Annotated in this window: 16 protein-coding genes and 1 other annotated feature; of the genes, 11 read left to right on the forward strand and 5 right to left on the reverse strand. The window is 43.4% G+C overall.

Annotated features, from left to right (window positions below; all coding sequences use genetic code 11):
- Window positions 1-23: 23 nt before the first annotated feature.
- Window positions 24-153 (reverse strand) — a sequence feature (His leader region).
- A gap of 131 nt (window positions 154-284) precedes the next feature.
- The 3 genes from rnt to DK430_RS02780 form a co-directional block, all read right to left on the reverse strand.
- Window positions 285-938, reverse strand: a complete 654-nt coding sequence (gene rnt, locus DK430_RS02770; RefSeq protein ID WP_109077596.1) for a ribonuclease T — start codon at window positions 936-938, stop codon at window positions 285-287.
- Between the two features lie 87 nt (window positions 939-1,025).
- A complete protein-coding gene (gene gloA, locus DK430_RS02775; RefSeq protein ID WP_109077597.1) occupies window positions 1,026-1,433 on the reverse strand; it encodes a lactoylglutathione lyase in 408 nt (135 codons plus the stop codon).
- A gap of 150 nt (window positions 1,434-1,583) precedes the next feature.
- Window positions 1,584-3,539 carry a TonB-dependent receptor domain-containing protein gene (locus DK430_RS02780; RefSeq protein ID WP_109077598.1) on the reverse strand — a complete coding sequence of 652 codons (1,956 nt, stop codon included), beginning with the start codon at window positions 3,537-3,539 and terminating at the stop codon, window positions 1,584-1,586.
- A 375-nt stretch (window positions 3,540-3,914) separates the two neighbouring features.
- On the opposite strand from DK430_RS02780, the gene DK430_RS02785 reads away from it, so the two are divergent.
- Complete coding sequence (locus DK430_RS02785; RefSeq protein ID WP_109077599.1) at window positions 3,915-6,488, forward strand: GDYXXLXY domain-containing protein; 2,574 nt, start codon at window positions 3,915-3,917, stop codon at window positions 6,486-6,488.
- A gap of 84 nt (window positions 6,489-6,572) precedes the next feature.
- Here the strand turns inward: DK430_RS02785 and cmoA are convergent, their stop codons facing one another.
- Window positions 6,573-7,298, reverse strand: coding sequence for a carboxy-S-adenosyl-L-methionine synthase CmoA (cmoA, locus tag DK430_RS02790; RefSeq protein ID WP_109077600.1), 726 nt, complete (start codon window positions 7,296-7,298; stop codon window positions 6,573-6,575).
- Window positions 7,299-7,449: 151 nt separating this feature from the next.
- On the opposite strand from cmoA, the gene aspS reads away from it, so the two are divergent.
- The 9 genes from aspS (at window position 7,450) to ruvB (ending at window position 15,353) form a co-directional block, all read left to right on the forward strand.
- Entirely contained in the window at window positions 7,450-9,228 is a 1,779-nt protein-coding gene (aspS, locus tag DK430_RS02795) for an aspartate--tRNA ligase (protein ID WP_109077601.1), read from the forward strand.
- Between the two features lie 126 nt (window positions 9,229-9,354).
- Window positions 9,355-9,726 (forward strand): hypothetical protein, encoded by a 372-nt coding sequence (locus DK430_RS13325; protein ID WP_239496779.1) that lies wholly within the window; start codon window positions 9,355-9,357, stop codon window positions 9,724-9,726.
- A 283-nt stretch (window positions 9,727-10,009) separates the two neighbouring features.
- Window positions 10,010-11,278 carry an NRAMP family divalent metal transporter gene (locus DK430_RS02805; protein ID WP_109077602.1) on the forward strand — a complete coding sequence of 423 codons (1,269 nt, stop codon included), beginning with the start codon at window positions 10,010-10,012 and terminating at the stop codon, window positions 11,276-11,278.
- A gap of 105 nt (window positions 11,279-11,383) precedes the next feature.
- Entirely contained in the window at window positions 11,384-11,839 is a 456-nt protein-coding gene (gene nudB / locus DK430_RS02810; RefSeq protein ID WP_109077603.1) for a dihydroneopterin triphosphate diphosphatase, read from the forward strand.
- A 12-nt stretch (window positions 11,840-11,851) separates the two neighbouring features.
- On the forward strand, window positions 11,852-12,592 hold the full coding sequence (locus DK430_RS02815; protein ID WP_109077604.1) for a YebC/PmpR family DNA-binding transcriptional regulator: 741 nt from the start codon (window positions 11,852-11,854) through the stop codon (window positions 12,590-12,592).
- A 9-nt stretch (window positions 12,593-12,601) separates the two neighbouring features.
- Window positions 12,602-13,015, forward strand: a complete 414-nt coding sequence (locus DK430_RS02820) for an ACP-like domain-containing protein (protein WP_109077605.1) — start codon at window positions 12,602-12,604, stop codon at window positions 13,013-13,015.
- A 58-nt stretch (window positions 13,016-13,073) separates the two neighbouring features.
- Complete coding sequence (ruvC, locus tag DK430_RS02825) at window positions 13,074-13,646, forward strand: crossover junction endodeoxyribonuclease RuvC (protein ID WP_109077606.1); 573 nt, start codon at window positions 13,074-13,076, stop codon at window positions 13,644-13,646.
- Window positions 13,647-13,709: 63 nt separating this feature from the next.
- Entirely contained in the window at window positions 13,710-14,324 is a 615-nt protein-coding gene (ruvA, locus tag DK430_RS02830) for a Holliday junction branch migration protein RuvA (protein ID WP_109077607.1), read from the forward strand.
- A 15-nt stretch (window positions 14,325-14,339) separates the two neighbouring features.
- Window positions 14,340-15,353, forward strand: a complete 1,014-nt coding sequence (ruvB, locus tag DK430_RS02835; protein ID WP_109077608.1) for a Holliday junction branch migration DNA helicase RuvB — start codon at window positions 14,340-14,342, stop codon at window positions 15,351-15,353.
- A gap of 51 nt (window positions 15,354-15,404) precedes the next feature.
- Here the strand turns inward: ruvB and DK430_RS02840 are convergent, their stop codons facing one another.
- A complete protein-coding gene (locus DK430_RS02840) occupies window positions 15,405-15,731 on the reverse strand; it encodes a DUF5339 domain-containing protein (RefSeq protein WP_109077609.1) in 327 nt (108 codons plus the stop codon).
- Between the two features lie 447 nt (window positions 15,732-16,178).
- On the opposite strand from DK430_RS02840, the gene DK430_RS02845 reads away from it, so the two are divergent.
- The gene (locus DK430_RS02845) at window positions 16,179-17,744 is read left to right on the forward strand and encodes a cytochrome ubiquinol oxidase subunit I (protein ID WP_109077610.1); all 1,566 of its coding nucleotides are present in this window, start codon (window positions 16,179-16,181) and stop codon (window positions 17,742-17,744) included.
- Window positions 17,745-17,754: the final 10 nt, after the last annotated feature.

Genomic DNA, 17,754 nt, shown 5'->3' on the forward strand with positions numbered 1-17,754 from the left:
TGATTTGGCACAATCCGGGCTAAAAAGAAAACCCCTCGAAAGCGGACTTCCGAGGGGTTGTGATAAACCGTGAATTCTTCGCACCTTGCCCGGAAGTGATCTTCCAAGCACACCACATACCTGAAAGATTATTCAGTTACATGATGGTGATAATGGTTGCGAATAACGTTCATTTTGGCTCTCCTGTGTGAATTGCTTTTTAAACTACTGGAAAAAATTTTTTACCGCAAGCATTTTTTCAAAAAAATTTAAAAGTGCGGTGCGGTTGGTTTTTCTGATGTTTTTTAATCTTCCGTCATAACATGGGGAAACCCGCCCAGCCGCTTCAAATGATTCACCATATAACAAAACAGTTCCGCCGTGCGTTCCGTGTCGTATAACGCCGAATGCGCCTGTTGGCTGTCAAAGGGGATTTTTGCCGCTTGGCAGGCTTTCACCAGCACCGTTTGCCCGAACATAAAACCGCTCAAGGTTGCCGTATCAAAGGTAGAGAACGGATGGAACGGATTGCGTTTGGCATTCATACGTTGTGCCGCCGCCATGAGAAACCCCTGATCGAACGCCGCATTGTGAGCCACGATGATGGAACGTTGGCAATCGGCGTCTTTTTGTGCTTTGCGAACCATTTTAAACATTTCGCTGATAGCGATATTTTCGCTCACCGCACCACGCAACGGGTTGTCGATGTCGATGCCGTTAAATTTGATGGATTCGGGATCAATATTGGCGCCTTCAAAAGGCTGAATGTGGAAATGGCATTTCTGATCCGGCATTAAATTTCCGTTTTCATCCATTTTTAGCGTAATTGCCGCCAGCTCCAATAGCGCATCGGTTTTGGCATTGAGACCTGCGGTTTCCACGTCGATCACCACTGGCAAATAGCCGCGAAATCGGTGTTTTAGTAAGTTGTAATTGATAGGTTCTTGGGTTTCAGACATATCTCATCCTAAAAATAAAACGTGGATTATCGCTCATAATCCACGTTGAAAAACGTTTGAAATTTCTACCGCACTTTTATGCCGACTTTAATTGCCTAAGCCCGCTTGTGCATTTTTATTTTCGATAAATTCGATTTTGTAACCGTCCGGATCTTCCACGAAAGCAATCACCGTTTTGCCGCCTTTTACCGGGCCGGGTTCGCGGGTGATATTGCCGCCGGCTTGGCGTACCGCTTCACAGGTGGCGTAAATGTCGTCAGTGCCGATGGCGATGTGCCCGTAAGCATTGCCCAAATCGTATTTGTCTACGCCCCAGTTGTAAGTGAGTTCCAACACCGAGGCTTTGTCTTCATCGTCATAACCTAAAAATGCCAGAGAATATTTATATTCGGGATTTTCACTGGTGCGCAATAAACGCATGCCAAGCACCTCTTGATAAAACCGAATGGAACGTTGTAAATCGCCGACGCGCAACATAGTGTGTAAAATTCGCATGATATTCTCCTTCAAATGAATAAAATCGCGCCAATTATGCCACAGAATAACGGCGTTTGCTTTGGGAAAATAAAAAGGATTAAGCCTTTCAACTTAATCCTTCTATTCGAGTGATAAAAACGCGGTGAAAATCCACCGCACTTTTATGGCTTAGAACGTGTAATTCACGCTTAAGCGAACATCGCGACCCGGCTCAGGCAAGGTTGAAATGCCTGCACGTTGGCTGTGGCTACGATAGTATTTATTGAACGCATTATTTAACGCTAAGTTAATGTTGACGTTTTCAACCGGTTTCCAAGTAACATAGAAATCGTTCACGCCGTAGCCCGGACGTTTAGTCACTGACTCGCCACCGCCGCCACGGCTATTGGTAGCGCTGTTATAGCTGGTGTGTTGTACGAAACGTCCTTTCCAACCGATTTCTACATCAGGTTGTTCAAAGTGATAAGACACGCCGGTTGTCCAAGTACGACCGATTGGAATGGCGGTTACGGTGCTGTCCACGGTTCTGCCGTCTAATTCCGGTTTGCTGTAAGCTACACCGGCACGCAAAGTTAAGCCTTCGTATTTATATGCCGCGCCCAACTCATATCCGTGGTTTCTCAATTTACCCGCATTTTGGATTTCATAATAACCCGGTCTGATTCGCGTGAAGGCGTGCGTGTCCTGAACGGTTTGCCAGAAATAGCTACCATTTAAGGAAAGACTATCGGCTAATTTATAGTTGAAACCGACTTCTGCGTTGCGTGATCTTTCCGGTTTAATGTTGTTTGCAATGGAATACACCGCAGTGCTTCCTCGAGTCGTTCCGGATGCAAGCATGACTTCAAAGAAACGCGGGCTACGGGTGGCGTAGTTTAAGCTGGTATTTAAGCTTAAATCATTGGTGACTTCATAGATTAAACCGACACTTGGGTTTAGGTTGCCTTTGTCGGATTTTGAACCGTCCATTGCACGGAAGGAGAAGTGATCATAACGTAAACCGGTGGTTAAGGTGAATGCGCCTAAGCCCCAGATACCTTCGGCATAAACGCCCACATCACGTTTTTTCTGGGTTTTCATTTGCACGCCGTTTTGTACGGTAAGAGAATTCGGTTTACCTTCTTGATCGCGGTAATTGACACCGTATTTGATTAAGTGGGATTCGCCAATTTGAGAATCTAAATTGAGGTTTGCGCCATTGGCGATTAAACGGGAGCGGGAGCGTTCACTTGGTTCTTCACGGCTAATCACGCTACGCCAAACATTGGCTTTTGCCACACTGATAAAGCCCATGTTTTTTCCTGTCCATTCAATTTTGCTGGTGTCATTGGTGGTGACACGATAGCGCGGAGCGTTATTTGCATCATTGCCGGCTTGTGCAAAGTCAAATTCTTCACGTAATGCACGAACACCGTAGTGGCGTTCTTGGCGGTGACTTAATTCAACGCGTTGATCTTCGGTAATATCAACGCCGACTTTGGCTAATAAACCACGTTGACTTAACGCGCTATTTTTTACTTTGTAACCATTGCCGTCTTTGTAATCACGTTCTTTTACCCAGTTACCGGAAATTAATGCGTCCATTGCGCCGGCGCGGGAATATACGGTTGCGCCTTTGCTCCAACCGCTATTGGAGCTGACCCCTGCATTGACTTTGAATCCGATATCCTGACCGTCTTTCAACAAGTCTTTTGCACTGACGGTTTCCGCGACGATAGCACCGCTGGTTGCACCAATGCCCGCACTGGCTGAACCTGTCCCTTTTTGTACGCTGACTTTCTTAAACAACGTCGGATCAAACATAAAACGTCCTTGATGGTGGAACAACTGTGCGTCGGTGTAGGTATCATCCACTTTAACGTCCACCTGATCTTGTCCCATGCCACGAATGGTAAACCATTGTGAGGTTCCGCGACCTCCACCGAAGTTAATCGCCGGCTCATCTTTTAATAAGCCTTTTAATTCGGTTTCGGTACTGCGATTTACCGATTCGGTAGTAATCACATTGGTTTTGCTTTTGGCGCCGGTATTTTCGGACACCACATTAATGACATCTAATTCCTCAGCTTGAACGGCAGTGGCAACTAACATTGCCAGAGGAAGCAAGGCAAAATGTTTACGCATAAATGCTCCTGTAAAGGTTAATGAAGTTTGAAATTAATCGCGGGGCAATTTAGCCTATTTAAGTAAGGTTTGCAAATGATAATTGTTATTGATTTTAAATGATTTTGTTAACCTGCTGTTATTGAATGGGAAATCATGTTTATTTTTATACGAAAAAGTTCCCCAATAAGCTGGTCTGATGTGATGTTGAGTTTTTTAAGAGCGTATGTCATAACGCGAATGCCACAAATCGATTTTTTGGGTATAACCTACCGAAAGTGCGGTTGAAATTCACGATAAAAATCAACCGCACTTTCCCTTTCATTTTTTCGCCAAAGTTGGCAGAATAGCACCAATTTTTTATTCATAATTATAAATTCCAAGGAAAGCAAAACCATGAACCAAACTTCTTTGTTTAATTTATCCTGGCCGCGCTATTTGAATTTGTTATTTTTATTATTAAGCGCAGGGTTTTTAGCCAGTGGTGTGGTGACATTGATTGCCGCCAATTTAGATTACCTTTCCGATTTAGCCAAAATTTACGGCTTGCAGCTGGTGTTAATCCTTTCCGTTTTATTGGGATGCCATTTCTTTTTGCGTGAAAGCCGAAAATTGGAAAAGGAAAAATTAAAACTGCTTTCTGCCACCTTTTTCTTTCTTACCGCCGTGCTTATCGGTGCGGTGTTCGCTTTAGTGGGGCAGACCTATCAAACGGGCGCTAATGCGTGGCAGTTGTTTGCCATTTGGTCGTTGTGCCAGCTTCCGTTGCTTTTTTTGCTGCCGAATATCGCTTCCGCTTTATTATTTATCGCTACCACGAATCTAACCTCGTATTTGTACTACGACACTTGGTCTGAGTATGATGTGATTAATCATGCTTTCCTTTTGAATTTTGTTTTCTTATTGTTAAGTGAAATTTTTATTCGTCAATTACACGATCAGAATTGGCGTATTTTGCCGAAGATTCTCACTTTTTTCGTGTTAAGCCTTCTGTTTGGCGTCGATATCATCACGGATAATTTGCCCCTTGATACCCATCCTGCCGTGTATTTTTTTACGTTGTTTTTGCAGGTGGCGATTCCGTCGGCGATATTTATTTATGTGTATAAAAAATATCGATTTGATTTCGTGAATTTGATCACGGCAACCACGTGTTCCATTATTGCGTTTGTCGTTTTCCTGTTTTCTAACGTGAACTCCGGCGATTTTGCCGTGTTAGCCGGTTTGCTGACGTTTATCATTACGATTTTTGCCATTATGTTGTTGCATAGCTGGTATAAACAACATTACCCACAGCGTAAAAATATTTCTTGGGCGTTGTCGATTTTATTGATTTTTGCCATTTTTATCGGCATCGTAACCGCCTTAATTTGGCTTTTCTTAACCTTAAACGTGTCCGAACCGAAAACCGGCTTGTTGATTCTCAGTGTCATCGTATTATTTATCGCCTTGGGGCTGAATTTCGGTAATCCTCACGCTGAAACACATATGTCCATTATCATCGGGATCTTTTTCCTGATGGGATACAACCTGCTTGCCGGCTATTTCCTTGCCGATACTTTTGATACCTACGGCGAAGGGGAATTAACCTGTGACGCGCCATTATGCTTTACTGCCATCGTTGCGGTACTTTATTTTTTACGCAAAGAAGTTTGGCTGAGAACGCTCACCATTGTGACGGTGTTGATGATGTGGCACATTTATTTTACCGATTGTGCCATGGTGCATCTTAACCATGCCAATCGCATTGAACACAGTTATGCACCTTTGTATTTTGTCACCATGCTGTGCTGTGTGATGGCATTTTTTGTGCAAAAAATCTACGCCGAAAACAGCAAGATCACAGAACAAATTACCCCTTTCGCTTGGGCGTTTTTATTATTCAGCATTGGCGGTTGGGCATTTTCTGCGGATAATTTTTTGTCGCCGTTCGTGTTTAATGTGACAGAAACCATTAATTCCTTGCCGGAAATTGACACCTTTGGCGAATTTTTCAATATGATCACCGCCGGTTTTTATTCCCGTGCCGGTTTCAAATTCGGCTGGTGGGTTTCCTTGTTGGTTTGCCTCGCCCCGTTAATCAGCTATTTTGTCATCAGTCGTTTTTTCACCTTAGCATCCCATGAAAAACCGGCTGTGGCAGCGGTATTGGCAACCTTTACCTTCATTTTCGTCGGTCAGCCTTCCGCCTTATTTTTCGTCACCTTATTATTACTGGCATACTTCACGGAAAGTCGCGCCTTGTTTTTCATTGCCGTGTTTGCCTTGGTGTGTAACTTGGGACTTTACTATTATCTATTATTTATCCCGTTGCTTTATAAGGCGTTATTGCTCCTATTTTTTGCCTTATTATTCTCCGCCGTCGCGATTTATTTGCACCGAAATCATAAACCGCAGCCCCAAAGTGCGGTCGTTTTGTCCGGCGTTTCTAAAGTCAAGCCGCTCATCGCTTTGTGCACGGTGCTGGTGATTTTGCTACCGTTGAATTACAAAGTTTGGCAGTTTGAAAATGTGTTGGCGACAGGTAAGCCGGTAGTATTGAAAATCGCGCCTGTTGACCCGCGTTCCATTATGCAAGGGGATTATATGTCCCTCAACTATGCCATTTTGACGGACATCCGTGCGCAACTAAACGAATCTGCCAACCATTCGGAAAACCTCATTGATGAGGTGCCCGAGCCAAAACAACGCCCGAAACGGCTTTATGCCTTAATTCATCAGGACGAACAGGGCGTTGCCACCTTATGTCGCGTGGAAAGCCGCATTCCGACAGATTTTTTTGATTGCGTGCCGGACGTGTATTTGCCGATAAATAACGTGGGTTGGTTTCCAACATTACCAAGTCAGGAATATTTCTTCGCAGAAGGCAAGGGACAGCATTATGCGCAGGCGGAATATGCCGAATACCGTTTTAAAGACGGCATCTTATTGCTCGCCCGTTTGCTGGATAAGGATTTGAAACCGTTGTAGAAAGGGTATTGAGGAAAAAAGTGCGGTGGTTTTTAAAAACGTTTTTTAAATCCACCGCACTTTTTTATGTTTTAAGATACAGGTTTATTTAATGGCGATCATTGAACCGAAATTAAAGCACTGGAACCACAGTTCCACATGAGAAAATCCCACGTTTTTTAACCGCACTTTATGCGTTTCGATGCTGTCCGTGCGCATCACATTTTCCAATGCGGTGCGCTTTTGACTCACTTCTAACTCACTGTAGCCGTTTGCACGTTTAAATTGATGATGTAAATCGATTAGCAGTTCGTCAATTTTCCCGTCTTCAAAACGGAATTTTTCCGAAAGCACCAATATGCCGTTTGGTTTCAAACCCTGATAAATCTTTTCTAATAATGCCATGCGATCTTGTGGCGGCAGAAACTGTAAGGTGAAATTGAGGATGACCATGGAAGCGTTTTGGATGTCAATTTGACGGATGTCATCACATAAAATCTCTACGGGAATGTCGCTGTGATAGGCGGCAATATGCTGACGACAACGTTCCACCATCGGCTGAGAATTATCCACACCGATGATCTTCACATTAGTCTGACGAATGTGACGACGGGCGGAGAGGGTCGCCGCACCACGGGAACAACCGAGATCGTACACATTGCTATCTGCGGTCACAAAGCGTTCGGCAAGCATGCCGATAGCCGTGATGATGTTGGAATAACCGGGGACGGAGCGTTGGATCATGTCGGGAAACACTTCGGCAACGCTTTCGTCAAAGGTAAAATCGCCCAATTTTTCAATGGGCGCGGAGAAAATGGTGTCTTTGTTCATGGTTTTTATAAACTGTGCAAAAAAGTGCGGTCATTTTAGAGAAAGTTTTTCACAGCGCAAATAAATTTCGCTTTCCAATTCAAAAGCCCCGGCAATTTCCGTATAATCAGGCGGTTAATTTATCTCTGAATTAGAAAAAAGGAATATAAAAATGATGCGTTCACATTATTGCGGTGCGTTGAACCGTAGCAACATCGGACAAGAAGTGATATTAAGCGGTTGGGTACACCGTCGCCGTGATTTAGGTGGGTTGATTTTTATTGATATGCGCGATCGTGACGGTATCGTGCAAGTGTGTTTCGATCCTAAATTCCAAGACGCCTTAACCGCCGCGGCAGGCTTGCGTAACGAATTTTGTATTCAAATCAAAGGTGAAGTGATTGCCCGCCCGGAAAATCAAATCAACAAAAATATGGCGACCGGCGAAGTGGAGGTGTTGGCAAAAGCACTTAACATTTACAACGCTTCTGATGTGTTACCACTCGACTTCAACCAAAACAACACCGAAGAACAGCGCTTAAAATACCGTTATTTGGATTTACGTCGCCCAGAAATGGCGCAACGTTTGAAAACCCGCGCGAAAATCACCAGCTTTGTGCGTCGTTTTATGGACGACAACGGTTTCTTGGATATCGAAACCCCAATGCTCACCAAAGCGACCCCGGAAGGCGCGCGTGACTATTTGGTGCCGAGCCGTGTGCATAAAGGCAAATTCTATGCGTTGCCACAATCGCCGCAGCTTTTCAAACAGCTTCTTATGATGTCAGGTTTTGACCGTTATTATCAAATCGTGAAATGTTTCCGCGATGAAGATTTACGTGCAGACCGTCAGCCTGAATTCACTCAAATCGATGTGGAAACCTCTTTCTTAACCGCGCCTGAAGTGCGTGAAATTATGGAACGTATGGTGCACGGTTTGTGGCAAGAAATCATCGGCGTGGATTTAGGCAAGTTCCCAGTGATGACTTGGCAAGAAGCAATGCGCCGTTTTGGTTCCGACAAGCCGGATTTACGTAACCCGTTAGAAATGGTGGATGTAGCAGACATCGTGAAAGACGTGGATTTCAAAGTATTTAGCGGACCTGCGAATGATCCAAATGGTCGCGTCACCGTGATTCGTGTGCCGAACGGCAATGAAATTAGCCGTAAACATATTGATGAATACACGCAATTCGTGGGTATTTACGGCGCGAAAGGCTTGGCGTGGTTAAAAGTGAACGATGTCAACGCAGGTCTTGAAGGCGTGCAAAGCCCAATCGCGAAATTCTTAAATGAAGAGGTGTTAAAAGCCTTATTTGAACGCGTAGGCGCACAAACCGGCGATATTTTATTCTTCGGCGCGGACAAATGGCAAACCGCCACCGATGCCATGGGCGCATTGCGTTTGAAACTGGGCCGTGATTTAGGTTTAACCCGTTTAGACGAATGGCAACCGCTTTGGGTCATCGATTTCCCAATGTTCGAGCGTGATGACGAAGGCAACTTGGCAGCAATGCACCACCCATTCACTTCACCAAAAGATTTCAGCCCGGAACAATTAGAAGCGGATCCGACAAGTGCGGTTGCCAATGCTTACGATATGGTCATCAACGGCTACGAAGTGGGCGGCGGTTCTGTACGTATTTTCGATCCGAAAATGCAACAAACCGTGTTCCGTATTCTTGGCATTGACGAAGAACAACAACGCGAAAAATTCGGCTTCTTGTTGGATGCCTTAAAATTCGGTACACCACCACACGCAGGTCTTGCTTTCGGTTTAGACCGTTTAACCATGCTCTTAACCGGCACGGAAAACATCCGCGATGTGATCGCCTTCCCGAAAACTACGGCGGCAGCGTGCTTGATGACGGAAGCGCCAAGTTTTGCGAATCCGCAAGCGTTGGCGGAATTAAGTATTCAAGTGGTTAAAACAAGCAAAGCGGACGAGTGATTTAAAGATAAACAAATTTACCGATAAATGTTACTATGCACACATTTGTCGGGAAATTTGTTTTCTGTTGCCTGTGTTGCAAAATCGTTTTTTTATCAACAAGCCGTAAAAAATAAGACCAATCACATGAAAAGACCGTTATCCATTCCTATCATTTGTTGGACTAACATTGCCATTAACTATCTGATTGCTTTAGGTATGACATTGGTGATTTTAGCTGTGGGTACGTCGTCGATGGACTTTGGGGATTTTTATGTGTTGCTTCTTATGCCTTACCTTAATTTGATTTTAGTGGTGTATTTAAACAATATGATTTTGCGCGGGCGGCGTGGCGCAAGAAACGTGTTTATGGCTTGGTGCATTTTTCTCAATGTTTTGGGCTATTCCGTGTTCAATGATATAGAAATTACCTTGCTTGGCATTGCCCTTTCCATTGTTAATATTGTGTGTTTATACCATTCCTCCGCCAATCAATTTTTTGCAAAGAAAGTCGGTTAATCGTTTGCTATTTGAGGAAAAGTGCGGTTAAAAACGTAGGTGTTTTTAACCGCACTTTCTTTTTATTAGAAAAATTTTATTCACTGAAATAAATTGCTTTTTTGGTGTTATTGCTTGTTATTGTGTTTTATGTTGAAGTGATATGCTGAAATGAGGAAATAATCAGATTTTTACACTGTTATTTGGCATAGCGCGGAATTTTATTTTCTTTACTCAATTGTTAAATTCTATTATAAATGGCTTCTTTTTCTGTTTTTATGGTCAATTTATAAGAGAAAATGCTATGAGTGAAGTTTCAAATCCAGTAGAGAAGTCCACATGGGCGACTAAATTCGCCGCCTTAGGCCCCGGAATTGTGATGGCGTCCGCTGCCGTCGGCGGTTCGCACATTATCGCCTCTACACAAGCCGGTGCAATTTACGGCTGGGAGTTAGTGAGCATTGTGATTCTTGCCAATTTATTCAAATATCCTTTCTTCCGCTTCGGCGTGCAATATACCTTGGATACCGGCAATACTTTGTTGGAAGGCTATCGCCAAAAAGGCAAATTCTATTTATGGTTATTCCTGATTTTAAACATTTTTGCCACCGTGATTAATACTGCAGCGGTTGGTTTATTAACGGCGGCGATTTTAACATTTGTTATTCCAATCCCGTTGCCAATGCCGGTGTTAAGTTCATTAGTGATTGTTGTCACAACAGCCATTTTATTATTAGGCAAATACCGTCTTTTAGACAGCCTATCCAAGATCATCATGATTGCCTTAACGGTAACAACGGTGAGCGCAGTGGTAATTGCTTTTATGCGGAACGGTATGCAAGGCGTGGCACCGGCGGACTTTGTTGCACCTTCACCGTGGGAACTTGCCAATTTGGCGTTCTTGGTGGCGTTAATGGGCTGGATGCCGGCACCGATTGAAATCTCTGCGATTAACTCTATGTGGGTGGTAGCGAAACGCCGCTTGACGAAGGTGTCTTATCAGGATGGTTTGTTTGACTTCAATGTGGGTTATATTGGCACGGCAATTTTGGCGGTCGTATTTTTGGCATTGGGCGCATTGGTGCAATTCGGTTCGCCTGAAACCGTGGAAATCGCAGGTGTTAAATATATCGCGCAACTGATTAATATGTATGCCAGCACCATCGGTGATTGGGCACGTTTATTAATTGCGGTTATCGCGTTTATGTGTATGTTCGGTACCACCATTACCGTTATCGACGGCTATTCCCGCACCAATGTGGAATCCTTGCGTTTATTGCTCGGCAAACACGAAAGCTCGGTGAGAACCTTAAACATCGCGATGGTATTGGCGGCGTTATCCGGTTTGGCGATTATTTTCTACTTTAATAATGCCGTTGGTCCGATGCTCAAATTCGCCATGATTGCCTCCTTTGTTTCCGCGCCGGTTTTTGCCTGGTTAAATTTATCCTTAACCATGAAAGCCAAACACAGCGTGAAAGGCGGATTATTGTGGTTGTCCTTGATCGGCTTATTCTACTTAACCGCATTTGCCGCATTATTTATTGTGCAACAAGCTGGCTGGTTAAGTTAAAAAACATCGTAGAAAATTACCGCACTTTATTCCCGTAAAGTGCGGTAATTTTTTTGAAAGTTTTTAATAAACAAGGTATTATGCCTTTCATTTCCAACAACGCGAATGCCCCCCTTGAAATATAAAAATAATGAATCGGTTTTGGTTGTGATTTATGCGCAAAATAGCGGCAGGATTTTAATGTTGCAACGTCGTGATGACCCTAATTTTTGGCAATCGGTAACCGGTTCACTTGAGGAAAACGAAACGCCGCGCCAAACTGCAATTCGTGAAGTGTGGGAAGAAGTCGGTTTAAAAATATCTGTAAAAACAACCGCACTTTTTGATTGTCATGAAAGTATAGAATTTGAAATTTTTCCGCATTTCCGTTATAAATACGCACCAAATATTACCCATTGTCGGGAGCATTGGTTTTTATTCGCCGTAGAGCAGGAATTTACCCCAAAATTAACGGAACATCTGGCGTTTCAATGGGTTTCTGCGGAACAAGCCGCGCAAATGACGAAGTCGCCAAATAATGCGGAAGCGATTAGAAAATATTTATTAAATTTTGAAAATTAGAAGGAAAACAAAATGGCAGGCCATAGTAAATGGGCAAATATTAAACACCGTAAGGCGGCACAAGATGCCCAGCGCGGTAAAATCTTTACTAAATTAATTCGTGAATTGGTGACTGCTGCCAAAATCGGCGGTGGCGATGTAGCCTCCAACCCGCGTTTGCGTGCGGCGGTAGATAAAGCATTAAGCAATAATATGACGCGTGACACCATTAATCGAGCTATCGAACGCGGTGTGGGCGGTGGTGACGACACCAATATGGAAACCCGCGTGTATGAAGGTTATGGACCGGGCGGTACGGCGGTGATGGTGGAATGTTTAAGCGATAACGCTAACCGTACTATTTCCCAAGTGCGTCCGAGCTTTACCAAATGTGGCGGTAACTTAGGTACGGAAGGTTCTGTCGGTTATTTATTCAGCAAAAAAGGTCTGATTTTAGTGAACCAAGCGGATGAGGATGCGCTGATGGAAGCGGCGATCGAAGGCGGTGCCGATGATGTTCAACCGCAGGAAGACGGTTCCTTTGAAATTTATACCGCATGGGAAGATTTGGGTGCTGTGCGCGATGCTATTGAAGCCGCCGGCTTTAAAATTGAAAATGCCGAAGTGACCATGATTCCGTCCACCACAGTAGATTTAGACGCGGAAACCGCGCCGAAACTACTTCGTTTAATTGATATGTTAGAAGACTGTGATGATGTGCAAAACGTATATCATAACGGTGAAATTAGTGATGAAATCGCAGCAATGCTATAAGGAGCATGTATGAAATTAGTAAAAACATTATCTGCTGTTGCAATCATTGCGGTATTGTCCGCATGTTCTGCTTCCAAGAAAGAACCACCACCGCCGGTGAAATCCGAGAAAACGGTGGTTTATTCCTGTAACAAGCGAGCAGTGACCGTGACCTACCAATTTGAAAACCAAGAGCCAACAGAAGCCAAAGTGGTGATGCGCAAGAAAGTAATTGCGGAATCACTACCATTGAGCAATGTTGATAAAGATTTCCCTTCATTCGTTTCCGATAAATATATTTGGAGCGTTGACAATGGATTCTCATTGAATACCGCCACTGAAACTGAAGGTGTTATGTTGACTCAACGCGGTAAAAAAGTGGACAGAATTTTGGCTAAAAACTGTAAAGTTAATGCAAAAGCCACAGCAAGAGCCAATAAATAATTTTTAAAATAAGGCAAAACGGGTAGAGGATTTCTACCCGTTTGTTTATGAGCAATTCATGAGTATTATTTTAGGTATTGACCCCGGTTCTCGCGTGACAGGCTACGGCGTGATTCGACAGCACGGGCGGCAGTTGGAATATCTTGGTAGCGGCGCAATTCGCACTCAAGTGGAAGATTTGCCGACTCGTTTAAAACGAATTTATGCAGGTGTAACAGAAATTATTACGCAATTTCAGCCGGATATGTTTGCTATCGAACAGGTGTTTATGGCAAAAAATGCCGATTCTGCATTAAAGCTTGGGCAAGCACGCGGTACGGCGATTGTTGCGGCGGTGAATCATAATTTGCCGGTATTTGAATATGCGGCGCGCCTGATTAAACAAACCGTTGTGGGGATCGGTTCGGCAGATAAAATTCAAGTGCAGGAAATGGTCACCCGCATTCTGAAACTTTCCGATAAACCGCAAGCGGATGCGGCGGACGCCTTGGCAATCGCCATTACTCATGCCCATTCTATTCAACATTCTTTCCATGTTGCAGATGCTGTCGGTCAGCATAAAACGCAGGAAAAAATGACCGCACTTTTGCGTACCCGATACAGCCGAGGTCGCTTCCGTTTAAAAATTTAACTGGATGTTTATCCAGTTTTATTTTATGCTACGCACAATTTTTTATTCATCACTAGGATTCTTATGATTGGTCATCTCACCGGTATTTTAATGGAAAAACAGCCGCCGGAAATTTTGCTGGATGTACAAGGTGTCGGCTATGAGTTGTTGCTACCGATGACAAGCTTTTACAATCTGCCGGAAGTGGGCAAACAAACAGCCTTGTTTACACATTTGGTGGTGCGCGAAGATGCGCATTTGTTGTTTGGATTTACCCAAAAAACCGACCGCACTTTATTTCGTGAATTGATTAAAACCAATGGTGTCGGACCCAAATTGGCGTTAGCGATTTTGTCTGCCATGTCGGTGGATGAATTTGCTTATGCCATTGAACGTGAAGAACTTTCTCGATTGGTGAAAATTCCCGGTATCGGTAAAAAAACCGCCGAACGCTTATTGGTTGAACTAAAAGGTAAATTTAAAGAAGTCAAAAATAACGATTTCTTTATGCAGGCGGATCATTTGCCGAGTTTTAATGTGGAAAGCATGACGACGGTTGAGCCTTCTAATGAAGCGGTTGCCGCATTGATTGCCTTAGGATACAAGCCGTTGGATGCGGAAAAAATGGTGAAAAAAGTGTCTAAACCTGAACTTTCCAGCGAACAACTTATTCGTGAAGCCTTGAAAGCGGCGCTGTAATTCGAGATAACCAAGATGATTGAAGCAGATAGAATTATCAGTGCTACGGCAAAAACCGACGAAGATTTCATTGATCGTGCCATTCGCCCGAAACTGTTGGCGGATTATGTGGGACAACCGCAGGTGTGCGAACAAATGGAGATTTTCATTAAAGCGGCAAAATTGCGTCAGGACGCCTTGGATCATTTGTTGATTTTTGGTCCGCCGGGATTGGGCAAAACCACTTTAGCGAACATTGTCGCCAATGAAATGGGCGTGAATATTCGTACCACATCCGGTCCGGTATTGGAAAAAGCGGGCGATTTGGCAGCAATGTTAACCAATCTTGAGCCGCATGATGTGCTGTTTATTGACGAAATTCATCGCCTTTCACCGGCAATTGAAGAAGTGCTTTATCCGGCAATGGAAGATTATCAGCTGGATATTATGATCGGCGAAGGGCCTGCGGCGCGTTCCATTAAATTGGACTTGCCCCCTTTTACGCTTATCGGCGCAACCACCCGTGCCGGCTCGTTAACTTCTCCGTTGCGGGATCGTTTCGGTATCGTGCAACGCTTGGAGTTTTATTCTGTGCCGGATTTAACCTCTATCGTGTCAAGAAGTGCGGTCTGTTTACAGCTCAATATTGATGATGCGGCTGCCTATGAAATTGCCCGCCGTTCCCGTGGTACACCGCGTATCGCCAATCGACTATTGCGCCGTGTACGTGATTATGCCGATGTGCGCAATAACGGTGTGATTACGGAAGCGATCGCGAAAGCGGCGTTATCTATGTTGGATATTGATAATGCCGGATTTGACTATTTGGACAGAAAATTGCTTACGGCGGTGATTGAACGTTTTGACGGTGGCCCGGTGGGATTAGATAACTTGGCGGCAGCTATTGGCGAAGAGAAGGACACTATTGAAGATGTGTTGGAGCCGTATTTAATTCAGCAGGGCTTCTTACAGCGGACGCCAAGAGGGCGAATTGCGACCTCAACTACTTATCGTCATTTCGGCATTGAGAAAATTTCCCGAGAGGATTAAACAAAAAGGCTTATTGGAATCCAATAAGCCTTTTTGTCATAAAATAACTCATTATTGTTGCTGTTGTTTCATGCTATTGAGCTTTGCTAACGCGACATCGCAACTTTTGATTTGTGTTGCTAATTCCATTTCCAGAATTTGCTTTTTACTTTGATTTAACTTGCTGCGGATTTTATTAACCTGCGTATGTGTGCCGGGTTGTCTTTCTGCTTCAGCAATTAAATTTTCTGTTTCGCTAAATAAATCTTTACATTGTTTTGGCATTTCTACCGCAGTTTTTTCTGCAACTTTTTTATCATTTTCAGCAGCATTTGCCACGCTGGTGACTGCGACCGCCATACAAAGTGCGGTCAGAATTCCGGCTATTTTTTTTGTCATCTGAGAGACCTGTGTCATCGAATTGGGTAAGAACAATAAAATTGCCCTGAAAAGTAACAGAATTTATGGGATATGTCTAGTTTTTAATCTCAATTTTGAGAACTGAATCATATCAGTTGGCTTTGCGATTGCTTTATGTTGCAAAAATGTTATTAAAATTTATAATTTGATCTTCATCAAAATAGCTAGAATTATCTATTTTTTGTTATTTTTGATTTATATCCAAAAATGTGAGCGGCGTAGCAAAATTTACTATTTTTTATCCTTATGTTTAGTAGTAGAATATGCCGCTTACTTGGATTATCTATGTAATAATCGGCTCCAACAACTGCAAGTGACGGTCATTATAAAGGTAATTCTGAATAAAAATTCAAAATTTTTGAGTTTATTGGGGTGGTTACGAAGTAATCATAATTTAAGGACTTGTAGCATTTACAAGGAGTCGAGATGTTAGACGTTGTTGAACTCTCAAGACTACAGTTTGCTTTGACAGCACTGTATCACTTCATATTTGTGCCATTGACACTGGGGATGTCATTCATTCTGGTGATTATGGAAACCCTTTATGTGGTCACAGGTAAAGAAGTTTATAAAGATATGACAAAATTCTGGGGTAAGTTATTTGGTATTAACTTCGCCCTTGGGGTAACAACCGGGATTACGATGGAATTCCAGTTCGGTACTAACTGGTCATATTATTCTCATTATGTAGGAGATATCTTTGGTGCGCCTCTTGCCATTGAAGCCTTGTTAGCGTTCTTCTTAGAATCGACATTCGTTGGTTTATTCTTCTTCGGATGGGATCGTTTAAGTAAAGGTAAACACCTTTTAGCCACTTATTGTGTGGCGTTCGGTTCAAACCTTTCCGCTATGTGGATTCTGGTGGCAAACGGTTGGATGCAGGCACCTGTGGGTTCCGAATTTAATTTTGAAACTATGCGAATGGAAATGACCAGTTTTATGGATTTATGGTTGAATCCGATTGCGCAAAGTAAGTTCTTGCATACCTTATCTGCCGGTTATGTTTCTGGTGCATTCTTTGTATTGGCAATCAGTTCTTATTACATCTTGAAAGGTCGTGATATCGGTTTTGCCAAACGTTCTTTTTCCGTAGCTTCTACTTTCGGTATTATCGCCGTTATTTCCGTGTTAATTATGGGTGATGAATCCGGTTATGAAATCGGTCATGCGCAACCGACCAAATTAGCGGCAATGGAAGGTGAGTGGCATACCCAACCCGCTCCGGCTGCTTGGAATATGATTATTGTGCCGAATCAGGCGGAACAAAAAAATGATTTTGCTTTGCAAATCCCATATGCTGCGGGGATTATCGTTACCCGTTCATTTGACAAACAATTTAGCGGTTTGATTGATTTACAAGAGCGTAATGTTGAACGTGTGCGTAGTGGTATTCAAGCTTATGCATTATTACAACAGTTGCGTGCCGAGAAAAAAGCTAACGGTCAGGCAAGTGAAGAGACCAAAGCGAAATTTGATCAAGTACAAAAAGATTTAGGTTTCGGTTTATTATTAAAACGTTATACCGATAATGTGGTTGATGCGACTGAAGAGCAAATCAAACAAGCGGCAGCAGATACGATTCCAAAAGTGGCACCAACATTCTGGTCTTTCCGTGCGATGATGGCTGCCGGCGGTGCGATTTTACTGTTAATGTTGCTTGCATTTGCACAAAACGTGCGTAAAACCGTAGGTCGTAGTCCGTTACTGTTAAAAGCCATATTATGGGGCTTGCCATTGCCTTGGATTGGTATTGAATGTGGCTGGTTCCTGGCAGAATATGGTCGTCAACCATGGGCAATTTATGAAGTGTTACCGGTTGGCGTTTCCGCTTCTAAACTTGCACCGGGCGATTTATGGTTCTCCATCGGTTTAATTTGTGCCTTATACACCCTATTCCTTGTCGTAGAAATGTATTTAATGTTTAAATACGGCAGATTAGGTCCTAGCGCATTAAAAACCGGTCGTTATTATTTCGAACAATCCTCTAAATAAGCAGGAGCTT

The sequence above is a fragment of the Aggregatibacter kilianii genome (assembly GCF_003129965.1).
Classification (GTDB): Bacteria; Pseudomonadota; Gammaproteobacteria; order Enterobacterales; family Pasteurellaceae; genus Aggregatibacter; species Aggregatibacter kilianii_A.

What these genes read in the sequence shown, in the direction of transcription:
- rnt (WP_109077596.1), bottom strand. Translation starts at nt 938, where the DNA reads ATGTCTGAAACCCAAGAACCTATCAATTACAACTTACTAAAACACCGA.
- gloA (WP_109077597.1), bottom strand. Translation starts at nt 1,433, where the DNA reads ATGCGAATTTTACACACTATGTTGCGCGTCGGCGATTTACAACGTTCC.
- DK430_RS02780 (WP_109077598.1), bottom strand. Translation starts at nt 3,539, where the DNA reads ATGCGTAAACATTTTGCCTTGCTTCCTCTGGCAATGTTAGTTGCCACT.
- DK430_RS02785 (WP_109077599.1), top strand. Translation starts at nt 3,915, where the DNA reads ATGAACCAAACTTCTTTGTTTAATTTATCCTGGCCGCGCTATTTGAAT.
- cmoA (WP_109077600.1), bottom strand. Translation starts at nt 7,298, where the DNA reads ATGAACAAAGACACCATTTTCTCCGCGCCCATTGAAAAATTGGGCGAT.
- aspS (WP_109077601.1), top strand. Translation starts at nt 7,450, where the DNA reads ATGATGCGTTCACATTATTGCGGTGCGTTGAACCGTAGCAACATCGGA.
- DK430_RS13325 (WP_239496779.1), top strand. Translation starts at nt 9,355, where the DNA reads ATGAAAAGACCGTTATCCATTCCTATCATTTGTTGGACTAACATTGCC.
- DK430_RS02805 (WP_109077602.1), top strand. Translation starts at nt 10,010, where the DNA reads ATGAGTGAAGTTTCAAATCCAGTAGAGAAGTCCACATGGGCGACTAAA.
- nudB (WP_109077603.1), top strand. Translation starts at nt 11,384, where the DNA reads ATGCCCCCCTTGAAATATAAAAATAATGAATCGGTTTTGGTTGTGATT.
- DK430_RS02815 (WP_109077604.1), top strand. Translation starts at nt 11,852, where the DNA reads ATGGCAGGCCATAGTAAATGGGCAAATATTAAACACCGTAAGGCGGCA.
- DK430_RS02820 (WP_109077605.1), top strand. Translation starts at nt 12,602, where the DNA reads ATGAAATTAGTAAAAACATTATCTGCTGTTGCAATCATTGCGGTATTG.
- ruvC (WP_109077606.1), top strand. Translation starts at nt 13,074, where the DNA reads ATGAGTATTATTTTAGGTATTGACCCCGGTTCTCGCGTGACAGGCTAC.
- ruvA (WP_109077607.1), top strand. Translation starts at nt 13,710, where the DNA reads ATGATTGGTCATCTCACCGGTATTTTAATGGAAAAACAGCCGCCGGAA.
- ruvB (WP_109077608.1), top strand. Translation starts at nt 14,340, where the DNA reads ATGATTGAAGCAGATAGAATTATCAGTGCTACGGCAAAAACCGACGAA.
- DK430_RS02840 (WP_109077609.1), bottom strand. Translation starts at nt 15,731, where the DNA reads ATGACAAAAAAAATAGCCGGAATTCTGACCGCACTTTGTATGGCGGTC.
- DK430_RS02845 (WP_109077610.1), top strand. Translation starts at nt 16,179, where the DNA reads ATGTTAGACGTTGTTGAACTCTCAAGACTACAGTTTGCTTTGACAGCA.